Annotated in this window: 13 protein-coding genes; 4 read left to right on the top strand and 9 right to left on the bottom strand. The window is 61.4% G+C overall.

Translation table 11 applies throughout. The features are described from left to right. Positions 1 to 138 precede the first annotated feature (138 nt). Positions 139 to 3,591 carry a choline dehydrogenase gene (locus tag VM99_03820; GenBank protein AKJ97217.1) on the bottom strand — a complete coding sequence of 1,151 codons (3,453 nt, stop codon included), beginning with the start codon at positions 3,589 to 3,591 and terminating at the stop codon, positions 139 to 141. 1,140 nt (positions 3,592 to 4,731) lie between these two features. On the opposite strand from VM99_03820, the gene VM99_03815 reads away from it, so the two are divergent. Beyond that, a complete protein-coding gene (locus VM99_03815; protein ID AKK01691.1) occupies positions 4,732 to 6,099 on the top strand; it encodes a hypothetical protein in 1,368 nt (455 codons plus the stop codon). Between the two features lie 149 nt (positions 6,100 to 6,248). Here VM99_03815 and VM99_03810 read toward each other — a convergent pair whose 3' ends face one another. The 6 genes from VM99_03810 to VM99_03785 all read right to left on the bottom strand — a co-directional run bounded on the left by VM99_03810 (position 6,249) and on the right by VM99_03785 (position 14,164). Beyond that, a complete protein-coding gene (locus tag VM99_03810; GenBank protein AKJ97216.1) occupies positions 6,249 to 7,019 on the bottom strand; it encodes an electron transfer flavoprotein subunit beta in 771 nt (256 codons plus the stop codon). Between the two features lie 15 nt (positions 7,020 to 7,034). After that, complete coding sequence (locus VM99_03805; protein ID AKJ97215.1) at positions 7,035 to 8,255, bottom strand: electron transfer flavoprotein subunit alpha; 1,221 nt, start codon at positions 8,253 to 8,255, stop codon at positions 7,035 to 7,037. Beyond that, positions 8,255 to 10,204: a (Fe-S)-binding protein gene (locus tag VM99_03800; protein ID AKJ97214.1), complete on the bottom strand. Its 1,950-nt coding sequence runs from the start codon at positions 10,202 to 10,204 to the stop codon at positions 8,255 to 8,257. Before VM99_03800 ends, VM99_03805 begins: the two co-directional genes overlap by 1 nt. Positions 10,205 to 10,367: 163 nt before the next feature. Further along, the gene (locus tag VM99_03795; GenBank protein AKJ97213.1) at positions 10,368 to 12,428 is read right to left on the bottom strand and encodes an N-methylproline demethylase; all 2,061 of its coding nucleotides are present in this window, start codon (positions 12,426 to 12,428) and stop codon (positions 10,368 to 10,370) included. Between the two features lie 15 nt (positions 12,429 to 12,443). Further along, the gene (locus VM99_03790; GenBank protein ID AKJ97212.1) at positions 12,444 to 12,974 is read right to left on the bottom strand and encodes a hydrocarbon binding protein; all 531 of its coding nucleotides are present in this window, start codon (positions 12,972 to 12,974) and stop codon (positions 12,444 to 12,446) included. A gap of 212 nt (positions 12,975 to 13,186) precedes the next feature. Further along, the gene (locus VM99_03785; protein ID AKJ97211.1) at positions 13,187 to 14,164 is read right to left on the bottom strand and encodes a peptidase M19; all 978 of its coding nucleotides are present in this window, start codon (positions 14,162 to 14,164) and stop codon (positions 13,187 to 13,189) included. A gap of 236 nt (positions 14,165 to 14,400) precedes the next feature. Between VM99_03785 and VM99_03780 the strand changes: the two genes are divergently transcribed. Together VM99_03780 and VM99_03775 are read left to right on the top strand one after the other, a co-directional pair. Beyond that, positions 14,401 to 14,802, top strand: a complete 402-nt coding sequence (locus VM99_03780) for a hypothetical protein (GenBank protein AKJ97210.1) — start codon at positions 14,401 to 14,403, stop codon at positions 14,800 to 14,802. A gap of 58 nt (positions 14,803 to 14,860) precedes the next feature. Beyond that, positions 14,861 to 15,277 carry a hypothetical protein gene (locus VM99_03775; protein ID AKJ97209.1) on the top strand — a complete coding sequence of 139 codons (417 nt, stop codon included), beginning with the start codon at positions 14,861 to 14,863 and terminating at the stop codon, positions 15,275 to 15,277. A gap of 146 nt (positions 15,278 to 15,423) precedes the next feature. Here VM99_03775 and VM99_03770 read toward each other — a convergent pair whose 3' ends face one another. Both VM99_03770 and VM99_03765 read right to left on the bottom strand, forming a co-directional pair. Beyond that, entirely contained in the window at positions 15,424 to 16,599 is a 1,176-nt protein-coding gene (locus VM99_03770; protein AKJ97208.1) for a hypothetical protein, read from the bottom strand. A gap of 68 nt (positions 16,600 to 16,667) precedes the next feature. Next, entirely contained in the window at positions 16,668 to 17,627 is a 960-nt protein-coding gene (locus VM99_03765) for an AraC family transcriptional regulator (protein AKJ97207.1), read from the bottom strand. A 167-nt stretch (positions 17,628 to 17,794) separates the two neighbouring features. On the opposite strand from VM99_03765, the gene VM99_03760 reads away from it, so the two are divergent. Further along, positions 17,795 to 18,739, top strand: a complete 945-nt coding sequence (locus VM99_03760) for a glycine/betaine ABC transporter substrate-binding protein (protein AKJ97206.1) — start codon at positions 17,795 to 17,797, stop codon at positions 18,737 to 18,739. Positions 18,740 to 18,756: the final 17 nt, after the last annotated feature.

The following is an 18,756-nucleotide window of genomic DNA, read 5'->3' as shown; positions in this document are numbered from 1 at the left end:
GGGCATCCTTTTTCCTTGAGCGTAATCACTAAATGCAGCGCTCTTCAGTGCGCTTTCGCGAGCAAGCCCGCTCCCACAGGAGATCGCGTACCCCTGTGGGAGCGGGCTTGCTCGCGAAGAAGTCGACTCGATCCGACGTCAACCCAACGCAGTCTTCTCCAGGTGTTCGAGGATGATTGGATACACATCCACCACCGCATCCTTGCCGAACATGCAGTCGATATGCCCGTAGCCCGGCACCTCGTGGCGACTGAACAGTTGTGGGCCGTGCAGGTCGCACAGACGCTGGTAGGTCTTGAGGGTGCTTTGCGGCAGGTAGCACTGGTTGTCGGCGCCGCTGATGAAGCAGATCGGCAACTTCAGCCGATCGAAATGCGGCATGTAGACGTCATTGCCCTTGAAGTCCACCAGGTGGCCCTTGCGAACGATCAGCGCCAGGTGCTCGAAGGTGTGCATGTTCGACTCACCGAACAGTTCATGCAGGTTGTCGTGCAGGGTCTCGTTGAGGGTGTCGTGGCGATACAGCGATGCGTACATGAAGGTGATGCGGTGGCAGACCGGATTGGTGCAATAGCCTTGGGCCTCGATCCGCGCATAGCCGTTGAGGGCCTTGTCGTAGAGCTTGTTGAACCAATTCTCCTTGTTGTCAGCGTAGGCCGTCAGGGACTTGATGCCGATGGCGTCGAGCATGCCCGGCAAGTGCAGGCCGGCCTTCAGCCCGGTGGCCGTGGCGACCACCGTGTCGGCGGCGATCTGCGAGCAGACCACCGAGCGCACCCCTTGCAGGCCCGCCAGCAGCGACATGAAGAACGTCGTCGCACCGTAGCAATGCACCACGCACTGCACGTCACGGGCCAGGGTCGCCTGCTGGATCTGCTCGATGGCCGCCTTGAAATCATACTGGGCCACCTGGTCGCCGTTCCATTCGCGCTTGCTGGCCGGCAGCAGGATGCTCACCCGCAGGTCCAGTAGCCAGACGTCATATTCGTGCTTGCACAGGTACTCCAGCAGGTTGGTGTGGATGGTGTCGGTGGAAAAGATGTTCGACCCCACGCCCAGGCCGTGCACCAGCATGACCGGGCCCTTCGTGCCGGCCTGGTAACGGGTCAGGCGCAGCTCGACATTGTCCTCGGTCTGGAAGAAATGCACGGTCGGCGCCGGTGCATCCAGCGGCCGCTTGATACGCGGCGGCGCGTCCGGGTTGAAGTAGACATCGCCGGCAAATACCCCACCGTAGCTCTCCCACAGGATCCCGGCGAAGAACTTGCCGAACCGCGCCAAGGCCTCGACACGCTCACGTTCATTGCGGGCGTTGAGCACCTTCATGGTGGTCATCTGCTTGGCGAAATCGGTCGGCAGGATGTGCATCACCCCCGAGCCGAGCACCGCGCCGGTCTTGTCCGGTCCACGATACAAGGTGACGTACAGCGTGCTGGTGTCGTGCCAGATGTTCAGCACGCCATTGTCCTCGGGCACGGTCTTGAACGCGCTGAAGTAGTAATCGGTGCCGTCCTCGGCGGTTAGCTTCATGTCGTAGTTCATGTGCCGCACGCCAACCTGTTGCTGATACACCTCGAACAGGTTGAACACCCCATTGCTGGCGACCAGCGGCTTGGGCGAGAGCATCGGCGCATCCAGCGTGCCCACCAGCGTCGCGGCGTGTTCAGGCTCCTTGATCAGGCGATTGAGGTCGTCGGCGGTAATGGTCAGGGTGAATTCGATGGGCGAGTTATCGGCCTTGCCGCGCTTGGCCGCCGCTTCGTAGAGCGTCAGGTCGGTGCCCTGGGCCTGGGCGAAGGCGGTGGAAAAATAGCCCTTCATGGTCTCGGTGAATTGCACACCCAGGGTCGGCGCCGCCACCGGTTTGCTCGGGGCCGACGGCAGCGTGTAGTCGATGGTCCACCCCCGATCCGCTGCCAGCAGGCCCATGTTGCGCTCGCTCACCGCCGAAATGGTCAGCAGCGGATTGACCGCCAGGGAGGTCGGGATCACCGCCCCGTCGGCCACGTACAACCCGGGGTAGACATCCGTGCCGCTGGCGCCGCTGAACACCTGGCCCTTGTGGTTGACCACGCCTTGCGTCGCGTCTTCGCCCATCACGCAACCGCCCAGGGGATGGACCGACACGATGCTGTGCCTGAGCAACTTGGTCCAGATCGGGTTCTCGACCCAGATCCCGCCCAGGGCCTTGGTGCTCTGGTGCAGGCGCTCGTTGCCGAGGGTGACGTTCTCCTGCTCGCCGACACCGGGCCAGTCGATGCGCAACTGGTCCTGGCGGTCGAGCACCATGCGCCCCTTGCCGTTGTCATGGCTCATGATCAGGTACGTCTGCATGTTATGCAGCGCGCCGTAGTAAGGCCCGCGCAGGAAGCTCTCGGCCTCGCGCCCCTTGTACTTGAGGCTGGCACCGAAACCGGTGTCGGTGGGCACACCGATCATGCCGGCGAATGCCGCCATGCTCGGCACCATGGCCCGGCCGAGCGCACCGGGGATCGAGCCCTCTTCGATGACCATGCGGCTGCGCCAGTCGCCTTCGGTGCGCATGTCGATGATTGACGTGATGCATGGCCCCACCGGCTCCAGCTCCTTGGCCGAATGAGCGCCGAAGCCGATGCCGTTGATGGTCTGGTCGCAGTTGTGACCGAACCCGAGGATGTCGCCGTTGCCGCTCATGTTCTCGCCCAGCTGACTGGACATCGACAGGCCCTTGTCCCGCGAGCGCAGCATGATTTCAGTCGAGCCCAAGGTCCCGGCGGACACCACCACGATGTCGGCACGCACAAACAGAGTCGGCGCCGAGAACAACTCACGACCACTGTCCAGGTATTGGAAGTGCACGATCCAGCCATCGCCGTCGCGCTCCAGGTGCCGCACCTCCGTCTGGCAGAAAATCTCTGCGCCGTGGTTCCAGGCATCCGGCAGGTAGTTCATCAGGGTGGTGTTCTTGGCCTTGTTGTTACAGCCGGAGACGCAATCGCCGCAGCCGTTGCACGGCAATTGCTCGACCCCGACGTGGTTGAGGTTGTTGGCCAGCTTGTCGAACGTGACGTTGATCGGCGGCTTGTAGAAATGCGCCCCCTGCTTGAGGTAGTCGGCCGACTGCTTGTGGGCGTCGAGCTTGGGCAGGTTCGGCGACGAGTCCGGGTAGGCGTTGGGCTTAAGCATCTCCCGGGCCCGCGCATAACCGTCCTTGAGCAACGTGTCGCGGTGTTCACGCACCGCTTGCGGCCAGCGCAGGTCTTCGAACACCCCGGGCTCGGGCTCCAGCGAAACGTTGGCATTGATCAGCGAAGTGCCGCCCAGGCCGCAGCCCACCACCACGTTCTGCTGGGCGTTGACGTGCAAGTCGAACAGGCCGGTGCGCGAGCCGATGTGGCCGTCCGGGTCGTGCACCTGCAACTCCTCGGTGGCGGCGAGCAGGGTGTTGGGGTACTCGCCGGGCTGTATCTCCCGGCCCCGCTCCAGCAAACATACCTTGCGCCCGGCCCGGGACAGGCGCGAGGCCGCAATGCCACCGCCGTAGCCCGAACCGATGACCACGACGTCGTAGTGCTCCTGGATTTGGCTGATGGGGGTCGAGATCCGTGTCATGTTCAAGTCCTCTCAGGCAGATGGGGCAACTCTGCGGTTGCCTGTAAATCGAAGGCGTGCGAACGCCTGGCCACCGACCCGTAGGGGTTCGAGCGGCAGTCAGCGGTGTGGCGGGGAATCAGTCGGACAACGGCGCGCTATAGCCGCGCGCGCTGATTGGCGGCGCGACGACGGGTCCGTCTAGGTAATGCGCCAAGAAGCGGCGCAACGCACACCGTGGGGGAAAACCGATGCATGCAGGGGAGCGGGCTATCCATCATGCGTTCTCCCTGAACCTGATCTGGATAAAGAAGCGGTGTCCTTGTGCCATGAGTGAAGACAGGTGACCGACCTGCGTCAAGGCAGCCACTTAGAACTGTATGAAATTTGATCTATCGCGATTTGGACTATAGCCGCCGGGCCCTGCGGCCATTCGCAAACAAGTTATCCACATGACCACCCACAGCAAATGGGGACAAGTGAGGATCATCTGGGATCGTCTTGGGATAAAAACACGGGAAAATCGCCTGTTATGCACAGCAAACGCGCCCGTGCATTATCGGTTATTTTTTGATCAAACGTTTGAAAGCCTTGTATTCACTAGCCTGTAGCGGTAAGCAAACACCTTATCCACAGAAGCGCCAACAGTGTTCGGGGATAAATTGACGTTTCTGTGGAAAACCACGGAGACAGCGGTTAACCACGGGTTTTTCCGGTATTTTTCCAATGGCCCAACGGAATTGATCATTTAATGATCAACTGCATGAAAGGCACGATCTGCCTGGCTTGCAGACGATAGCGAACATCTTATCCACAGAAGCACCAACAGAGATTGGGGGCAATTGTGGACACTCATATGCCCAGAGGTAACGGGAAAAGCCAATAAAAACCGTGAGTTAGACTGATCGTTTTTTGATCGAAGGCTGGAAGGGCTTGATTGGCGTGGGGTGTAGCGATGGGCGAACAGGTTATCCACAAGTGGACGCACAGGGATTGTGAGTAAATCACAACGCCATTGACGCAGCCGAGGTGATTGGGAGTACTTCTCAACTAAATACTTTGTCATCGATTAGCTTGAAAGCACTTTGACAAATCAATTGCCGGACCGATAGATGATGTGACCGCGTGTCGACTACCGTCTATAGGGATATAGCAGTGTTCATAAAAAGCCGTCTATTCATCATCGCCCTGACACTGGCCTTGCTTCAACAAATAAGCCTCGCACTCTCAACCTACTTCATTGCCCAAGCGGGTGAGGCGCTAACGCTGCAAACCTACGCATCGATCAAGATGTACATTGTTTATTTCTTTGCCTTCGCGCTACTGGCTTACTTGATCAGTTCAGCAGGTGAATTAGTACGTGTACGGTTACAGAACCAGACATGGAAACATTACACCCTTCAGACATTTTCATTGCTCAGGAAAGACATAAGGCTTTCCTCCAGCAAAAACAGCAAGCTTACGACAAATTGGTTGACCGGCGAAGCCGCAGGCACCATAGAACACGCCGCCGCTTTTTACATTGGAATGGCCTCGACCTACTTCAACATCATTTTCACGCTTATCGTTTTCTACCTGACGCTTGGTCACTTGATATCCAGTGTGCTTCTCGCCTCATTGATGGTCTCAGCCATATTCGTCATGCTCATGAAAACCAAAATAGATGAATATGCAACCCGTCTCCAAAAAACAAAACTTCAAGCATTACTTGAAATCGAGCCGCTCTGGCACAATAGCCACTTCGCGAGCTCGCCTATGTTCAACAACAGAAAACTTCGATACTCGGATCAATCAGAGCATTATTTTAGAACCACCGAAAAATATGTGTTGCTTGAGCAGATGATCGCTTGCCTACCCATCTGCGTAGCGGTGCTCATCATGATAGTCGCCTTGTACCTTCCTGCCGAAGTAACGGCTGTGCCGCTGGGCACCCTGGTTGCTGTATTGCCACGAACACTGCAGTTATTCGGAAGCGTCCATGCACTGAGTATGTATGGCAGTCAGTTCGTCATCGTCAGGCGCAAAGTCAAAAACCTCGTCACATTCACTCAGACGCTTGAGCAACAGAATTTCAACGAGCAGATAAGTGCTCAGAAAATAACCATCAGGGAAATCACCACCCAGCAAAGGTATGCGTTAGCCGAGTTTCAGCAGGCGCTGGTGTGTCAAGCGCTAAAACCAGGACGCTATCTCGTGCAAGGCGACAACGGCTCAGGAAAGTCCTCAGTTCTAAAATGGATCAAGTCCCTTTCTGAAGACGCCGTGCTGATATCTCCCGACATCAGTTTTTCGGAACCCGACGAAAACCTATCGACAGGGCAGCGCCAAATGAAGCAACTATCAGGCTTATTACAGCAGCCCGTTGAGATTTTCCTGCTGGATGAATGGGATGCGAATCTGGACACATTAAACAGGCATATATTAAACGCGCAAATTGACAATATCTCGGCTGAGAAGGTTGTCATTGAAGTGAGACATTCAAATACTGAACACCCTGCAGCGTTTCCGTTGCCCACGACGGAAACCTGATACAAGCGCGCGAAAGCCTGGGGATAAAACCACACAGCACCGTGAGAGCGAACCGGCAAGCGAAAGCGGTATCCCGCGACAACCCTGTCGCCTGACACACAGCCCTCGCGAGCAGGCTCGCACCCACAGGGGAGTAGGTCGTTTCCGCCTTAGCGGACGACCCCTTCCTCAACAAGCAACTTGAGAATCGCCTCGGCGCCCGCTTCCGGGCTGACGCCCTTGAGCACTTGCCCGCCTCCGCCGCTGGCCTTGGCCGTGGCGGCTTTCATGCGGTCGGCGCCGCTCTTGGCCTTGATCACCTTCAGGCGTTTGGGGCGTGGCTTGGCCGGTTGCAGGGTCGCCACCGCCAGCAAGGCGTCATCGACCACTTCGACCTCTTCGGCGTGCAGGGCACCCCGTCGCGCAGGGCCGTAGGCGCTCTGCCGAGGCTTGGGCGCAGCGTTATCCACAGTCGCCAGGAACGGCAGGCGCACTTTCAAGCGGCGCCGTTGCCCGCGAGGCAGGGCTTGCAACACCAGGGCGACGCCGCTGTCGATGGATTCGACCTGGGCCAGCCCGACCACCAGCGGCCAGCCGAGGTTTTCCGCCAGCAGGAATGGCAACATCCCAGAACCTTCGCCGGTTTCCGCCTGGCTGCCGGTGAGCACCACTTGGGCGCCGACATCGCGCAGGTAGTCGGTCAGGGCCGGCAGCGCGTCGGCGCCCTCGGGGTTGTCCAGGACGTGGAGTTCGTCCAGGCCCATGCCCAGGTAGGCGCGCAGGGCCGGCTCAGCCACGTCGCCGGCGTGCAGCACTTGCAGGTCGTTGCCAGCCAATTGCAGGCCCAGCTCCACGGCGCGGGCGTCCTGTTCGGCGCGACGGGGCCGGCCGGAGGTCGGGTGGGCACCGATGGAGACGAGGCTGATCACTTGAGTACTCATGGTTGAATCCTTAGCTTAAGCCGCATCGCGCCTGGCTTCGTTGCGGTAGGCCTCTACCGCCGCGATCAGGGCCTTGAGAATCGCCGCGCTGTCACCAATCACCGACAGGTCCGCCCGCTTGATCATGTCGCAGCCCGGGTCGAGGTTGATCGCTACCACCTTGTCGCAGGCACCGATGCCTTGCAGGTGCTGGATCGCCCCGGAAATTCCCACGGCCACATAGACCCGCGCGGTGACCCAGGTGCCACTGGCGCCCACCTGGCGGTCCCGCGCCATGAAGCCATCGTCCACTGCCACCCGCGAAGCCCCCTCGGTGGCGCCCAGGGCCGCCGCGGTCTGGTGGAAAAGCGCCCAGTCCTTGACCCCGTTGCCGCCGGAGAAAATGAATTCGGCTTCGGCCATCGGAATCGCCCCCGGGTCCACTGCCACCGCGCCCAGGTCTTCGATGCGCGACAGGCTGCGGGCCACGCTTGTGGATAACTCCACCGGCAGCGCTTCATGACGGGTTTCGCTGACCGGTTCGGCGCATTCGGCGGCGGCCAGGATCAAGCGCGCCAAGGGTCGAGCCAGGTCTTGCAGGCCGGCACCGGCGCGGCCGATGCACTCCTCGCCTTTGACCTGCCAGACCCGCGTGGCCGGGCGCTCACCCAGCGCGGCGGCAAAGCGCCGGCCCAGTTCGCCACCGCCACTGCGGCTGTCCGGCAGCAACCAGTGACGAGGGCTGAATTGGTTATCCACAGCCCGCAGGCCCTGCACCCGTTGTTCCGGTGCATAACCATTGAAGGCCTCGCCTTCGAGCACCAGCAAGCGGTCGACGCCCGCCGTGGCGAAGGTGGTTTCCTTGTGCTCGCCAAAGACCACCGCCAGCACCGCGCCGTCGCTGCCGGCCAGTTGATGGGCCAGGCCGAGCAAGTCCCGGTCGTGGGCGCTGAGACGCCCCCCGACCATGTCCGGCACCACGCTGATGTAGAACGCCGGCTGCGCCACCTGATGCAGCGGCAATTGCACTTCAGTGGCCGCGGCGCGCTTGGTCGCGCCGCCCTGCTGGGCACCGCTGCGGTCGATACGCTTGATGCCGTTGGGGCCAATGAAACCCACGCCGTGGACATGCTTGCGGATGATCCCGTTAGGGCCCATCCAGCTGTGTTGCACCGGCTGCATGGCCGCGTGCAGCGGGTGCAGGCGGTTGCGGGCGATCCACTCGGCGCGAGGGTCGCGGCGGATGATGTCGCTCATTAATGCACCTCCGCAGGTTCACGTTTGGCCGGGGCCGCGGTTTTACCCGACGCCACGTCTTCAAGCAGGGCATCGGCCACCAGTTCGGCGATGTCCTTGATCATCGGCCGCGGCTCGACCACGCCTTCCAGCATCGCCGTGCACTGTGGACAACCCACCGCCACCAGTTCGGCACCGGTTTCGCGGATGTCTTCCATGCGCATGTCAGGGATCCGCTGCTTGCCCGGGATGTCGGTGATCGGCGCACCGCCGCCACCGCCGCAGCAACGCGAACGGAAACCCGAACGCTGCATTTCCTTGACCTCGATGCCCAGTGCGCGCAGCACCTGGCGCGGGGCCTCGTACTCGCCGTTGTAGCGCCCCAGGTAGCACGGGTCGTGGTACGTCACGCTGTCACCCTTGTGCTGGCCGAGATTGAGGGCGCCAGCGCCGATGATCTCCGCCAGGTAAGTGCTGTGGTGCTGCACCAGGTAGTTGCCATCGAAGGCACCGTACTCGTTTTTCAGCACGTGGAAGCTGTGAGGGTCGCAAGTGACGATGCGGTTGAAGCTGTATTTGGCCAGGGTCTGGATGTTGCGCTTGGCCAACAGCTGGAACGTCGCTTCGTCACCCAGGCGCCGGGCCACGTCACCGCTGTCGCGTTCTTCAAGGCCGAGCACGGCAAAATCGATCTTCGCCGCCTTGAGCACTTTGACGAACGCACGCAGGGTGCGCTGGTTGCGCATGTCGAAGGCGCCGTCGCCGACCCAGAAGAGCACGTCGGTGGATTTCTTCTCGCTGAGCAGGTTCAGGTTCAGGTCCGCCGCCCAGTTCATCCGCCCGCCCGGGGCGAACCCGCCAGGGTTGTCGGTGGCGATCAGGTTTTCCAGCACCTCGGCGCCCTTGTTCGGGGTGGCGCCTTTTTCCAGGGTCAGGTGCCGGCGCATGTCGACGATGGCATCGACGTGCTCGATCATCATCGGGCATTCCTCGACGCAGGCACGGCAGGTGGTGCACGACCACAGCGTCTCGGCGTCCACCAGGCCATTGACGATCGGCTGGTGCGGATTACCACCGTGCTCACCCACCGGCTTGCCGGGATACGGGCTGCCGGCGAACTTCGCATCGGTGCCGCCGGCCAGGCCAACGACCATGTCCTGGATGAGTTTTTTCGGGTTCAGCGGCTGGCCGGCGGCAAAGGCCGGGCACGCGGCTTCGCATTTACCGCACTGCACGCAGGCGTCGAAGCCAAGCAACTGGTTCCAAGTGAAGTCCTTGGGCTTTTCCACCCCCAACGGTGCCGCCGGGTCAGTCAAGTCCAGCGGTTTCAGGCCGGTGGAACGGCCGCCGCCAAAGCGTTCGGCGCGACGGTGCCAGGCCAGGTGCAGGGCACCGGCGAAGGCGTGCTTCATTGGGCCGCCCCAGGTCATGCCGAAGAACAGCTCCGAGACGCCCCACAACACACCGAGCCCGAGGATCGCCGCCATTACCCAGCCGCCGAAGTTTTCCGGCAGGATGCCCGCCACCGGCAGGGTCACCAGGAAGAACGACACCGAGAATGCCAGCAGGCTCTTCGGCAGGCGCATCCACGGGCCTTTCGACAGCCGTGCCGGCGGGTTGCGACGACGCAGGTAGACGAAGATCGCGCCGACGAACATCACTGCCGTCATCAACAGCAGCGCATAGCCCAGGAAACGGTTATGCAGGCCGAAGCCGTGCACCAGGATCGCCAGCACGATCGACGCCACCGCACCACCGGCCGTGGCGACGTGGGTGTTGGCGATGTATTTGTCCCGCGCCACCACGTGGTGCAGGTCCACCATGTAGCGCTTGGGCATGGCGAAGAGACCGCCGATCAGGTCAACCCTGGACGGTCGTCCCCGGCGCCACATGTTCACCCGCCGCAAGGCGCCAAGGACCGCCAGGCCCAGGGCTGCGAACAGCAGGATGGGAAGAAGGGTGTTCAACATAGGTGTTGCTCCCAAAGACTCCAGGGTCTTGCAGGTCGAGATGCCTTACTCGGTTCCTGTGGGAGCGGGCTTGCCCGCGAATGCAATCTGCCAGTCACATTTGGATTGACTGCTCCACCGCTTTCGCGAGCAAGCCCGCTCCCACAGGGCTATGTGCAAGCCGTTAGAAATCCTTGCACAACCGCAGGGCGTCATAGATGGCGGCGTGTGTATTACGCTGGGCCACGCAGTCGCCGATACGGAACAGCAGGTAGCCATCGCCGCTCTGTTCCAGGCACGGCTGGGGCTTGATCGCGAACAGGGCTTCGACGTCGATCTGGCCCTTGTTGCGCGAACCTTCCTTCAGCGCGTAGTAGATTTCTTCGTCCGGCCGCACGCCGTTCTCTACCACCACCTGGTCCACCACGCGCTCTTCCTTGGCACCGGTGTATTCGTTCTCCAGCACCGCCACCAGCTTGTCGCCTTCGCGGTAGACCTTCTCGAGCATCATGTCCCCGGTCATGATCACTTCCTTGGGGTACATGCTGCGGTAGTAGGTGGGGAACGACGTCCCGCCAATGGCCACGCCCGGCTTGATGTCATCGGTGACGATCTCGACCTGGCTGCCCTTGTCGGCGAGGAAGTCGGCCACCGACATGCCGGTGAACTCGCAGATGGTGTCGTAGACCAACACGTTCTTGCCCGGCGCGACCTTGCCGTCGAGCACGTCCCAACTGCTGACCACCAGCCCTTCGGCGGCGCCCCAGTGCTCGTTCTGCTCCACGTTCGGATGCCCGCCGACGGCCAGCACCACCACGTCCGGACGCAGGTCCATGATGGTCGCCGCGTCAGCCGCCACGCCCAGGCGCAGATCGACTTTCAGCCGCGCCAGCTCCAGTTGGAACCAGCGGGTGATACCGGCGATCTGGTCCCGCTGCGGGGCTTTCGAGGCGGTGGTGATCTGCCCGCCGATGAATTCCTTCTTCTCGAACAGGGTCACGTCATGGCCACGCTCGGCCGCCACGCGCGCCGCTTCCATGCCCGCGGGGCCTGCACCGACCACCACCACCTTGCGTTTCGGCCCGGTGGACTTCTCGATGATGTGCGGCACGCCCATGTATTCACGGGACGTCGCGGCGTTCTGGATGCACAGCACGTCCAGGCCCTGGTACTGGCGGTCGATGCAATAGTTGGCGCCGACGCACTGCTTGATCTGGTCGACCTGGCCCATCTTGATCTTGGCGATCAGGTGCGGGTCGGCGATGTGGGCACGGGTCATGCCGACCATGTCGACGTAGCCGCCCTCCAGGATCCGCGTGGCCTGGTTCGGGTCCTTGATGTTCTGCGCGTGCAGCACCGGGACCTTGACCACTTCCTTGATACCGGCGGCCAGGTGCAGGAACGGCTCCGGTGGATAACTCATGTTCGGGATAACGTTGGCCAGAGTGTTGTGGGTGTCGCAACCCGAGCCCACGACGCCGATGAAGTCCAGCATGCCGGTGTCGTCGTAGTACTTGGCGATCTGCTTCATGTCCTCGTGGGACAGGCCGTCCGGGTGGAACTCGTCACCGCACAGGCGCATGCCCACGCAGAAGTCGTCGCCCACTTCGGCGCGCACGGCCTTGAGTACTTCCAGGCCGAATTTCATCCGGCCTTCGAAGCTGCCGCCCCACTCGTCGGTACGCTTGTTGACCCGCGGGCTCCAGAATTGGTCGATCATGTGCTGGTGCACGGCCGACAGCTCGACACCGTCCAGGCCACCGGCCTTGGCCCGGCGCGCCGCTTGGGCGTAGTTGCCGATCACCCGCCAGATTTCTTCCGGCTCGATGGTCTTGCAGGTGGCACGGTGCACCGGCTCACGCACGCCGGACGGCGACATCAGGGTCGGCCAGTTGAAGCCGTCCCAACGCGAGCGACGGCCCATGTGGGTAATCTGGATCATGATCTTGGCGCCATGCTTGTGCATGGCGTCGGCCAGGTTCTGGAAGTGCGGGATGATGCGGTCGGTGGACAGGTTCACCGAGCTCCACCATTCCTGCGGGCTGTCGATGGCCACCACCGAGGAGCCGCCGCAGATCGCCAGGCCGATGCCGCCCTTGGCCTTCTCTTCGTAATACTTCACGTACCGGTCGGTGGTCATCCCGCCGTCGGTGGCGTAGACCTCGGCGTGAGCGGTGCTGAGCACGCGGTTGCGGATGGTCAGCTTGCCGATCTGGATCGGCTGGAACATTGCTTCAAAAGCCATGGCGCAATCCTCGACTTACAACGGCTTGACGATGAACAGGCCGTCGTCGTGGCCTTCTTCGGAACCGCCGTAGACCTGCTCGGCCACGGTGCGGATCGAACTGCCACGCGCGGCGAGGATCTGGTCCATGGCTCCGGCGAACCAGCCAGTGAACATGTAGTCGACCTTGCGCCCGACCTTGCCGTACACATAGACGAACGCTGAGTGTTCGAGCTTGACGCTGGCCGTGCCTTTGTCGAGGTCGATGTCCTGGATCTTGAACAGGCCCCAGCCGCGCTGCGACAGGCGCTTCATGTAGTGCTCGAACACCGCGACGCCTTCCAGGCCGTGGCATTCGGCTTCTTTCTCACACCAGTGCCAGGCGGACTTGTAGCCGGCCTTGTAGAGAATCTCGGCGTAGGCGTCGGCGCCCAGCACTTCCTCGATCCCCATGTGGTTGTTGACGAAGAAGTGACGCGGCACGTAGAGCATCGGCAGGGCGTCGGAGGTCCAGACACCGGTTTCGCTGTCGACTTCGATAGGCAGTTGTGGGGCGATTTTGGCCATGAAAACGTAACTCCGGAAATTCGTAATCATTACTGAGCGAAGCGTTTGCTTTTGCTCTTATAAAAAAATGGTGTGGATGCCTTTGGGGCCGTAGCGAGCACGTCGAGAGCAAGGAAGGACCGGAGCGACAAGCGAGACAGTACGCATGTACGGCGAGCTTGGCGCGAGGACCTGACGCAGCTATCGGCGAGCGGAGTAGGCTCCAGAGGTATTCACTCGCCCCAGACGTCTTTCAGGACGTTCACCCAGTTCTCGCCCATGATCTTGCGCACCACCCGCTCGGAGTGACCGCGCTTGAGCAACGTCTCGGTGAGGTTCGGGAACTCGCCCACGGTGCGGATGCCCAGGGGGTTGATGATCTTGCCGAAGCTGGTCAGACGACGGGCGTAGCCCTTGTCGTGGGTCAGCATCTCGAAGAACGCCTGGTCATGGCCCTGGGTGAAGTCGGTGCCGATGCCGATGGCGTCTTCACCGACGATGTTCATGGTGTACTCGATGGCTTCGGCATAGTCGTCGATGGTCGAGTCGATGCCCTTGGCCAGGAACGGCGCGAACATGGTCACGCCCACGAAGCCACCGTGGTCGGCGATGAACTTCAGCTCTTCATCGGACTTGTTGCGCGGGTGCTCTTTGAGGCCGGACGGCAGGCAGTGGGAGTAGCAGACCGGCTTCTTCGATTCGAGGATGACTTCCTCGGACGTCTTGGAACCGACGTGGGACAGGTCGCACATGACGCCCACCCGGTTCATCTCGGCCACGATCTCGCGACCGAAGCCCGACAGGCCGCCGTCACGCTCGTAGCAGCCGGTGCCCACCAGGTTCTGGGTGTTGTAGCACATCTGCACCACACCGACGCCGAGCTGCTTGAAGATCTCGACATAGCCGAGCTGGTCTTCGAAGGCGTGGGCGTTCTGGAAACCGAAGATGATGCCGGTCTTGCCCTGTTCCTTGGCGCGACGGATGTCGGCGGTGGTCTTCACCGGGATCACCAGGTCGCTGTTCTCGCGGATCAGTTTCTGGCTGGCGACGATGTTGTTGACGGTGGCCTGGAAACCTTCCCACACCGACACGGTGCAGTTGGCTGCGGTCAGGCCGCCCTTGCGCATGTCTTCGAACAGGTCGCGGTTCCACTTGGCAATGATCAGCCCGTCGATAACGATGCTGTCGGCGTGCAATTCGGCTGGGCTCATCAGGCAGTCCCCTTTTTGTCAGCGATTCATGCGCCGAATCGTGTGCCGGCGCTTTGGGGCCAGCATATGCCTGAGGGCCGCGGCGACCGGGTGCAAAAACGACAGGGGAATTGCCGAAAGCGTCAATCACCGACATTGGGCCGCGGCAGGCCCACCCTGCCCGTCTGTTCTTTAGCCGACGCTTGCGCCAGAATCCGCGGCATCACTGGCTTTCACCGGACTCGAGCGGCAACGCAATGAAATCAATCTTCCTGGCTTTGGCACTGATCAGCACCGCCGCCCACGCGGCTGAAGACACCGAACAGAACCCCTGCGATGCCGTCGAAAACGACGTCCAGACCCTCGCCTGCTCGGCCTATGGCAAAAACGCCGCCGAACAGTTGCTGAGCGAAAACCTGCAGAGCCTCAACGAGCGCCTGCAAACCCGCTACGCCAGCGACAAGGCCCAACTGAGCGACATCACCGCCAAGATCAAGGCCGCCCAGCAACTGTGGCAAAAACAGCGGGACGCCGACTGCGCCATCGCCGCCTTCCCGGCCAAACCCGGCAGCGAAGCCTACAAGATTGCCGAGAACGACTGCATGGCCCAGGTGAGCGACGATCGGTCGGAGTTTCTGGAGTCGATTGGGCAGGACTGAAAGGCCCGCGTGGAATTGGCGCTGTAAGCTGTACACCCCCTCGCTCAAAAGGATCGACATGAAAACCTGCGGCATCGAAATCAAAGGCAGCGAAGCGATCATCGCCGTTGCCTCGCTGGATCAACAGGCGTTGACCCACATTGCCCTGAATACCAAGAAAATCGCCCTGGACGACGATGACGAAGCCGCCAACGTCAAGGCCTTCGCCGCGCAGGTACGGGCATTCGTCGCCGAAAACGCTATCGAACGCATCGCCATCAAGAAGCGCAGCAAGAAAGGCGAGTTCGCCGGCGGCCCGACGACGTTCAAGATCGAAGGGGTCTTCCAGTTGCTGGACGGTTGCGACGTGACGCTGCTGTCGCCGCAGACCATCAATGCGCAGAGCAAGAAGCATGACTTCGCTTTGCCGGCGACGCTGAACAAGTATCAGCATGAAGCCTATAAGGCGGCGTGCGCGGCGCTGATGAAGAAGTAACTCCGATCCACCTGACGAAATGCCTGCCCTGTGGCGAGGGAGCTTGCTCCCGCTGGACTGCGCGGCAGGCCAAAAAACAGGGCCGCTTCGCGCCACGGCGGGAGCAAGCTCCCTCGCCACAATGCGCACCCTAGGTACATGCAGGTTCACTGCCGCTTGCGATACCCCTTCAACCAATCGGCAAACGCTTTGTCCTCCAATGCGTAGCCACCGCGATTGGACTTCCATACCAATTCCTTTTCACGAAGCGCGTCGATGCAGGATTGGATGGTCTGGGTGCCTGGCACGACGTCGCTTCCCATACTCGCAAGCACCTTGCTCACGGCCTCCAGCGTCGCATCCGTAAAGGGCGCAAAGGGTTCGTTGTTTTGCGAGCGCTCGGCCATGACCTGGAGAACGGCGCGTTGGGGCACCGTCAGGGCGTTCCAGGCGCTTTCAAACTCGGTCCAGACACCGGCACGCAGCATTTCGGCGCTGTTGCGCAGCAACTCGCCCAAATGGCTCGCCTCACCCAACTCCAAGGCAATCTCGCCGATGACGGCACGCAACATTTCAGGGCGACGTCCGACCAACTCAAACGCTTGATCGAGCTCGTCGGCATTGAATTGGTTGGTCTGGGCCAGATGCGCGTTCAAATGGGCAGCGTAGGCCTTGGTGAACTCCTTGCCCAACAATGGGAAAGACGTGATACCGGAGCCGTAGAAAGGCTGATTGCGGCTGAGTACCAGATGAGCCAGTTTGTCTCGATTGGACCCCGTAAACACCAGGCGAAGGCCACTGGCATCATCCTCACGGCCCTGGTTGAGCTGGTCACGGGCGGCCTTGAGCGCGAACATCGCATTGACCCCGGCTTCGGTGGTCAGCGCGTGTTGGGCTTCGTCGATCACCAACACCACGGTTTTACCAGCAGCACGATGCAACAACTCCAGCGCCTGGGTCAGCGTTGCGCCGTCAGGCAGTTGCGGCCGGCTGAAATCCCAGGACAGCGTGCGCAAGAAACTGAGTTTGTCGATGCCCATGGACTTGGCAAGCTTACGGATACCCTTTTCATAAGGCACCAATGCCGCAGCGATAGCCGAGGCAATCAGATCGGCAGGGTCCTTCTCCTTGTTGGCCCATAGATCGACGTAGACCGCCAGCCAGCCACGGGCTTCGCATTCGGGAATCAAGTTTTCACGCAAGAAGGTGCTTTTTCCGGTGCGTCTAGGCGCCGCCAGGAACAGGCCAGAGGTGTAGTCCTGAATCCCGGCCCCCACCAGCCCATCGACAATGCTGCGGGCCAGATCGGGGCGCCGGAAGACAAAACCAGTGGGCTTGGACATGGTTTTATACTCATTTATGGCGATAGGTATAATTTATAGTCGCGAGTATAATTGAGTATAAAAACCTGTCAAACTACCTCCCGCCCATCCCCCTGCCGTCGCCGATCCTCCCGCGGGCAGCGTTCGAATCGGGCCCGATAGCTGCGGGTAAAGTACGACGGTGATTCAAACCCGCAGGCGATGCTCACTTCCAGCACGCTCATGTCGGTCTGGCGCAGCAGTTGCCGGGCCTTCTCCAGGCGCAGGCGCAGGTAGAAGTTGCTCGGGGTGTCGTTCAGGTGCAGGCGGAACAGGCGTTCGAGCTGGCGTCGCGTCACGCTGATCGATTGCGCCAGCGCCAGGGTACTCAAGGGCGGTTCGCTGTGGGTTTCCATCTCCCCGATGACCTGCACCAGTTTCTTGTTGCGAATGCCGTAGCGGCTGGCGATTTCCATGCGCTGGTGGTCTTTGCGCGGACGGATGCGACCGAGCACGAATTGCTCGCTTACCTGGATCGCCAGTGCCGCACCGTGGGCCTGGCCGATCAGGTCGAGCATCAGGTCAATCGAAGCGGTGCCGCCCGCGCAGGTGATGCGGCGGCGGTCGATCTCGAACAGTTCCTGGGTCACGCCAAGGTGAGGATAAGACTCCTTGAACGCCTCGATCGCCTCCCAGTGCAAGGTCACCCGATGCCCGTCCAGCAACCCCGCCTCGGCGAGCACCACGCTGCCGGTGTCGATACCGCCCAGGGTCACGCCGTCCTTGTCCAGGCGGTGCAGCCAGCGCTCCAGTGCCGGCGTGGAGAACTTCAGCGGCTCGAACCCCGCCACCACCCAGAGGGTTGCGCCTTTCTTCAGGGGTTCCAGTGCCGCATCGGCGTTGACCGACATGCCATTGCTCGCCAGCACCGGCCCGCCATCGACACTCAATACGTGCCAGCGGTACAGCCCGCCGCGAAAGCGATTGGCCACCCGCAGCGGCTCGATGGCCGAAATGAAACCGATGGCCGAGAAACCCGGCATCAACAAAAAGTAGAAATCCTGGGACATGGCGCGCACTCGGTTGGCGGGTAGCGTGGCACCTTGATACGCCACAGGTCGCCGCAGTGCAAGAGCACGTCGCCGCAGGGCGCTTTGCGCAGCGTCCGGCTACGTAACGTGGCATCACCGGCGCACAGACGCCGGACCCCATAACAATAAGCTGCCGAGGACCCGCCATGAAACGATTGATCAGCTCCTGCGTTCTTGCTCTCAGCGGTACCGTTTTGCTCAGCTCAGCCACCTTTGCCGCCGAGCCTGCTGCATGCCAGAACGTGCGCCTGGGCGTGGTCAACTGGACCGATGTCATCGCCACCAGTGCCCTGACCCAAGTGATGCTCGATGGCCTCGGCTACAAGACCAAACAGACCAGCGCCTCCCAGCAGATTATCTTCGCCGGCATCCGCGACCAGCGCCTGGACCTGTTCCTGGGTTACTGGAACCCGCTGATGACCCAGACAATCACCCCGTTCGTCGAGGCCAAGCAGGTGAAAGTCCTGGAGCAGCCCAGCCTCAAGGATGCCCGAGCCACCCTCGCCGTGCCGACCTACCTGGCCGACAAGGGCCTGAAGACGTTCGCCGACATCGCCAGGTTTGAAAAAGAGCTGGGCGGCAAGATCTACGGCATCGAGCCCGGCTCCGGTGCCAACACCCAGATCAAGGCGATGATCGCCAAGAACCAGTTCGGCCTGGGTAAATTCCAACTGGTGGAGTCCAGCGAGGCCGGCATGCTCGCCGCCGTTGACCGTGCGGTACGGCGCAAGGAAGCCGTGGTGTTCTTCGGCTGGGCGCCGCACCCGATGAACGTCAACGTGCAGATGACCTACCTTACCGGCAGCGAAGACGCGCTCGGCCCGAACGAAGGCATGGCCACCGTGTGGACCGTCACCGCGCCGAACTACGCCGAGCAATGCCCGAACGTCAGTCGCTTGCTGAGCAACCTGACCTTCACCGCCGAAGACGAGAGCCGGATGATGCAGCCGCTGCTGGACCACAAGGACCCGCTCGAATCGGCCCGGCAATGGCTCAAGGACCATCCGCAAGACAAGCAGCGCTGGCTCGAAGGCGTCACCACCTTCGATGGCAAACCGGCCGCCGACAACCTGCAACTGACCACCAACTGACCCACGCCATCGTTCTG

The sequence above is a fragment of the Pseudomonas chlororaphis genome (assembly GCA_001023535.1).
In the GTDB taxonomy this organism is placed as follows: Bacteria; Pseudomonadota; Gammaproteobacteria; order Pseudomonadales; family Pseudomonadaceae; genus Aquipseudomonas; species Aquipseudomonas chlororaphis_E.
This window is presented reverse-complemented; position numbering and strand designations above follow the sequence as displayed.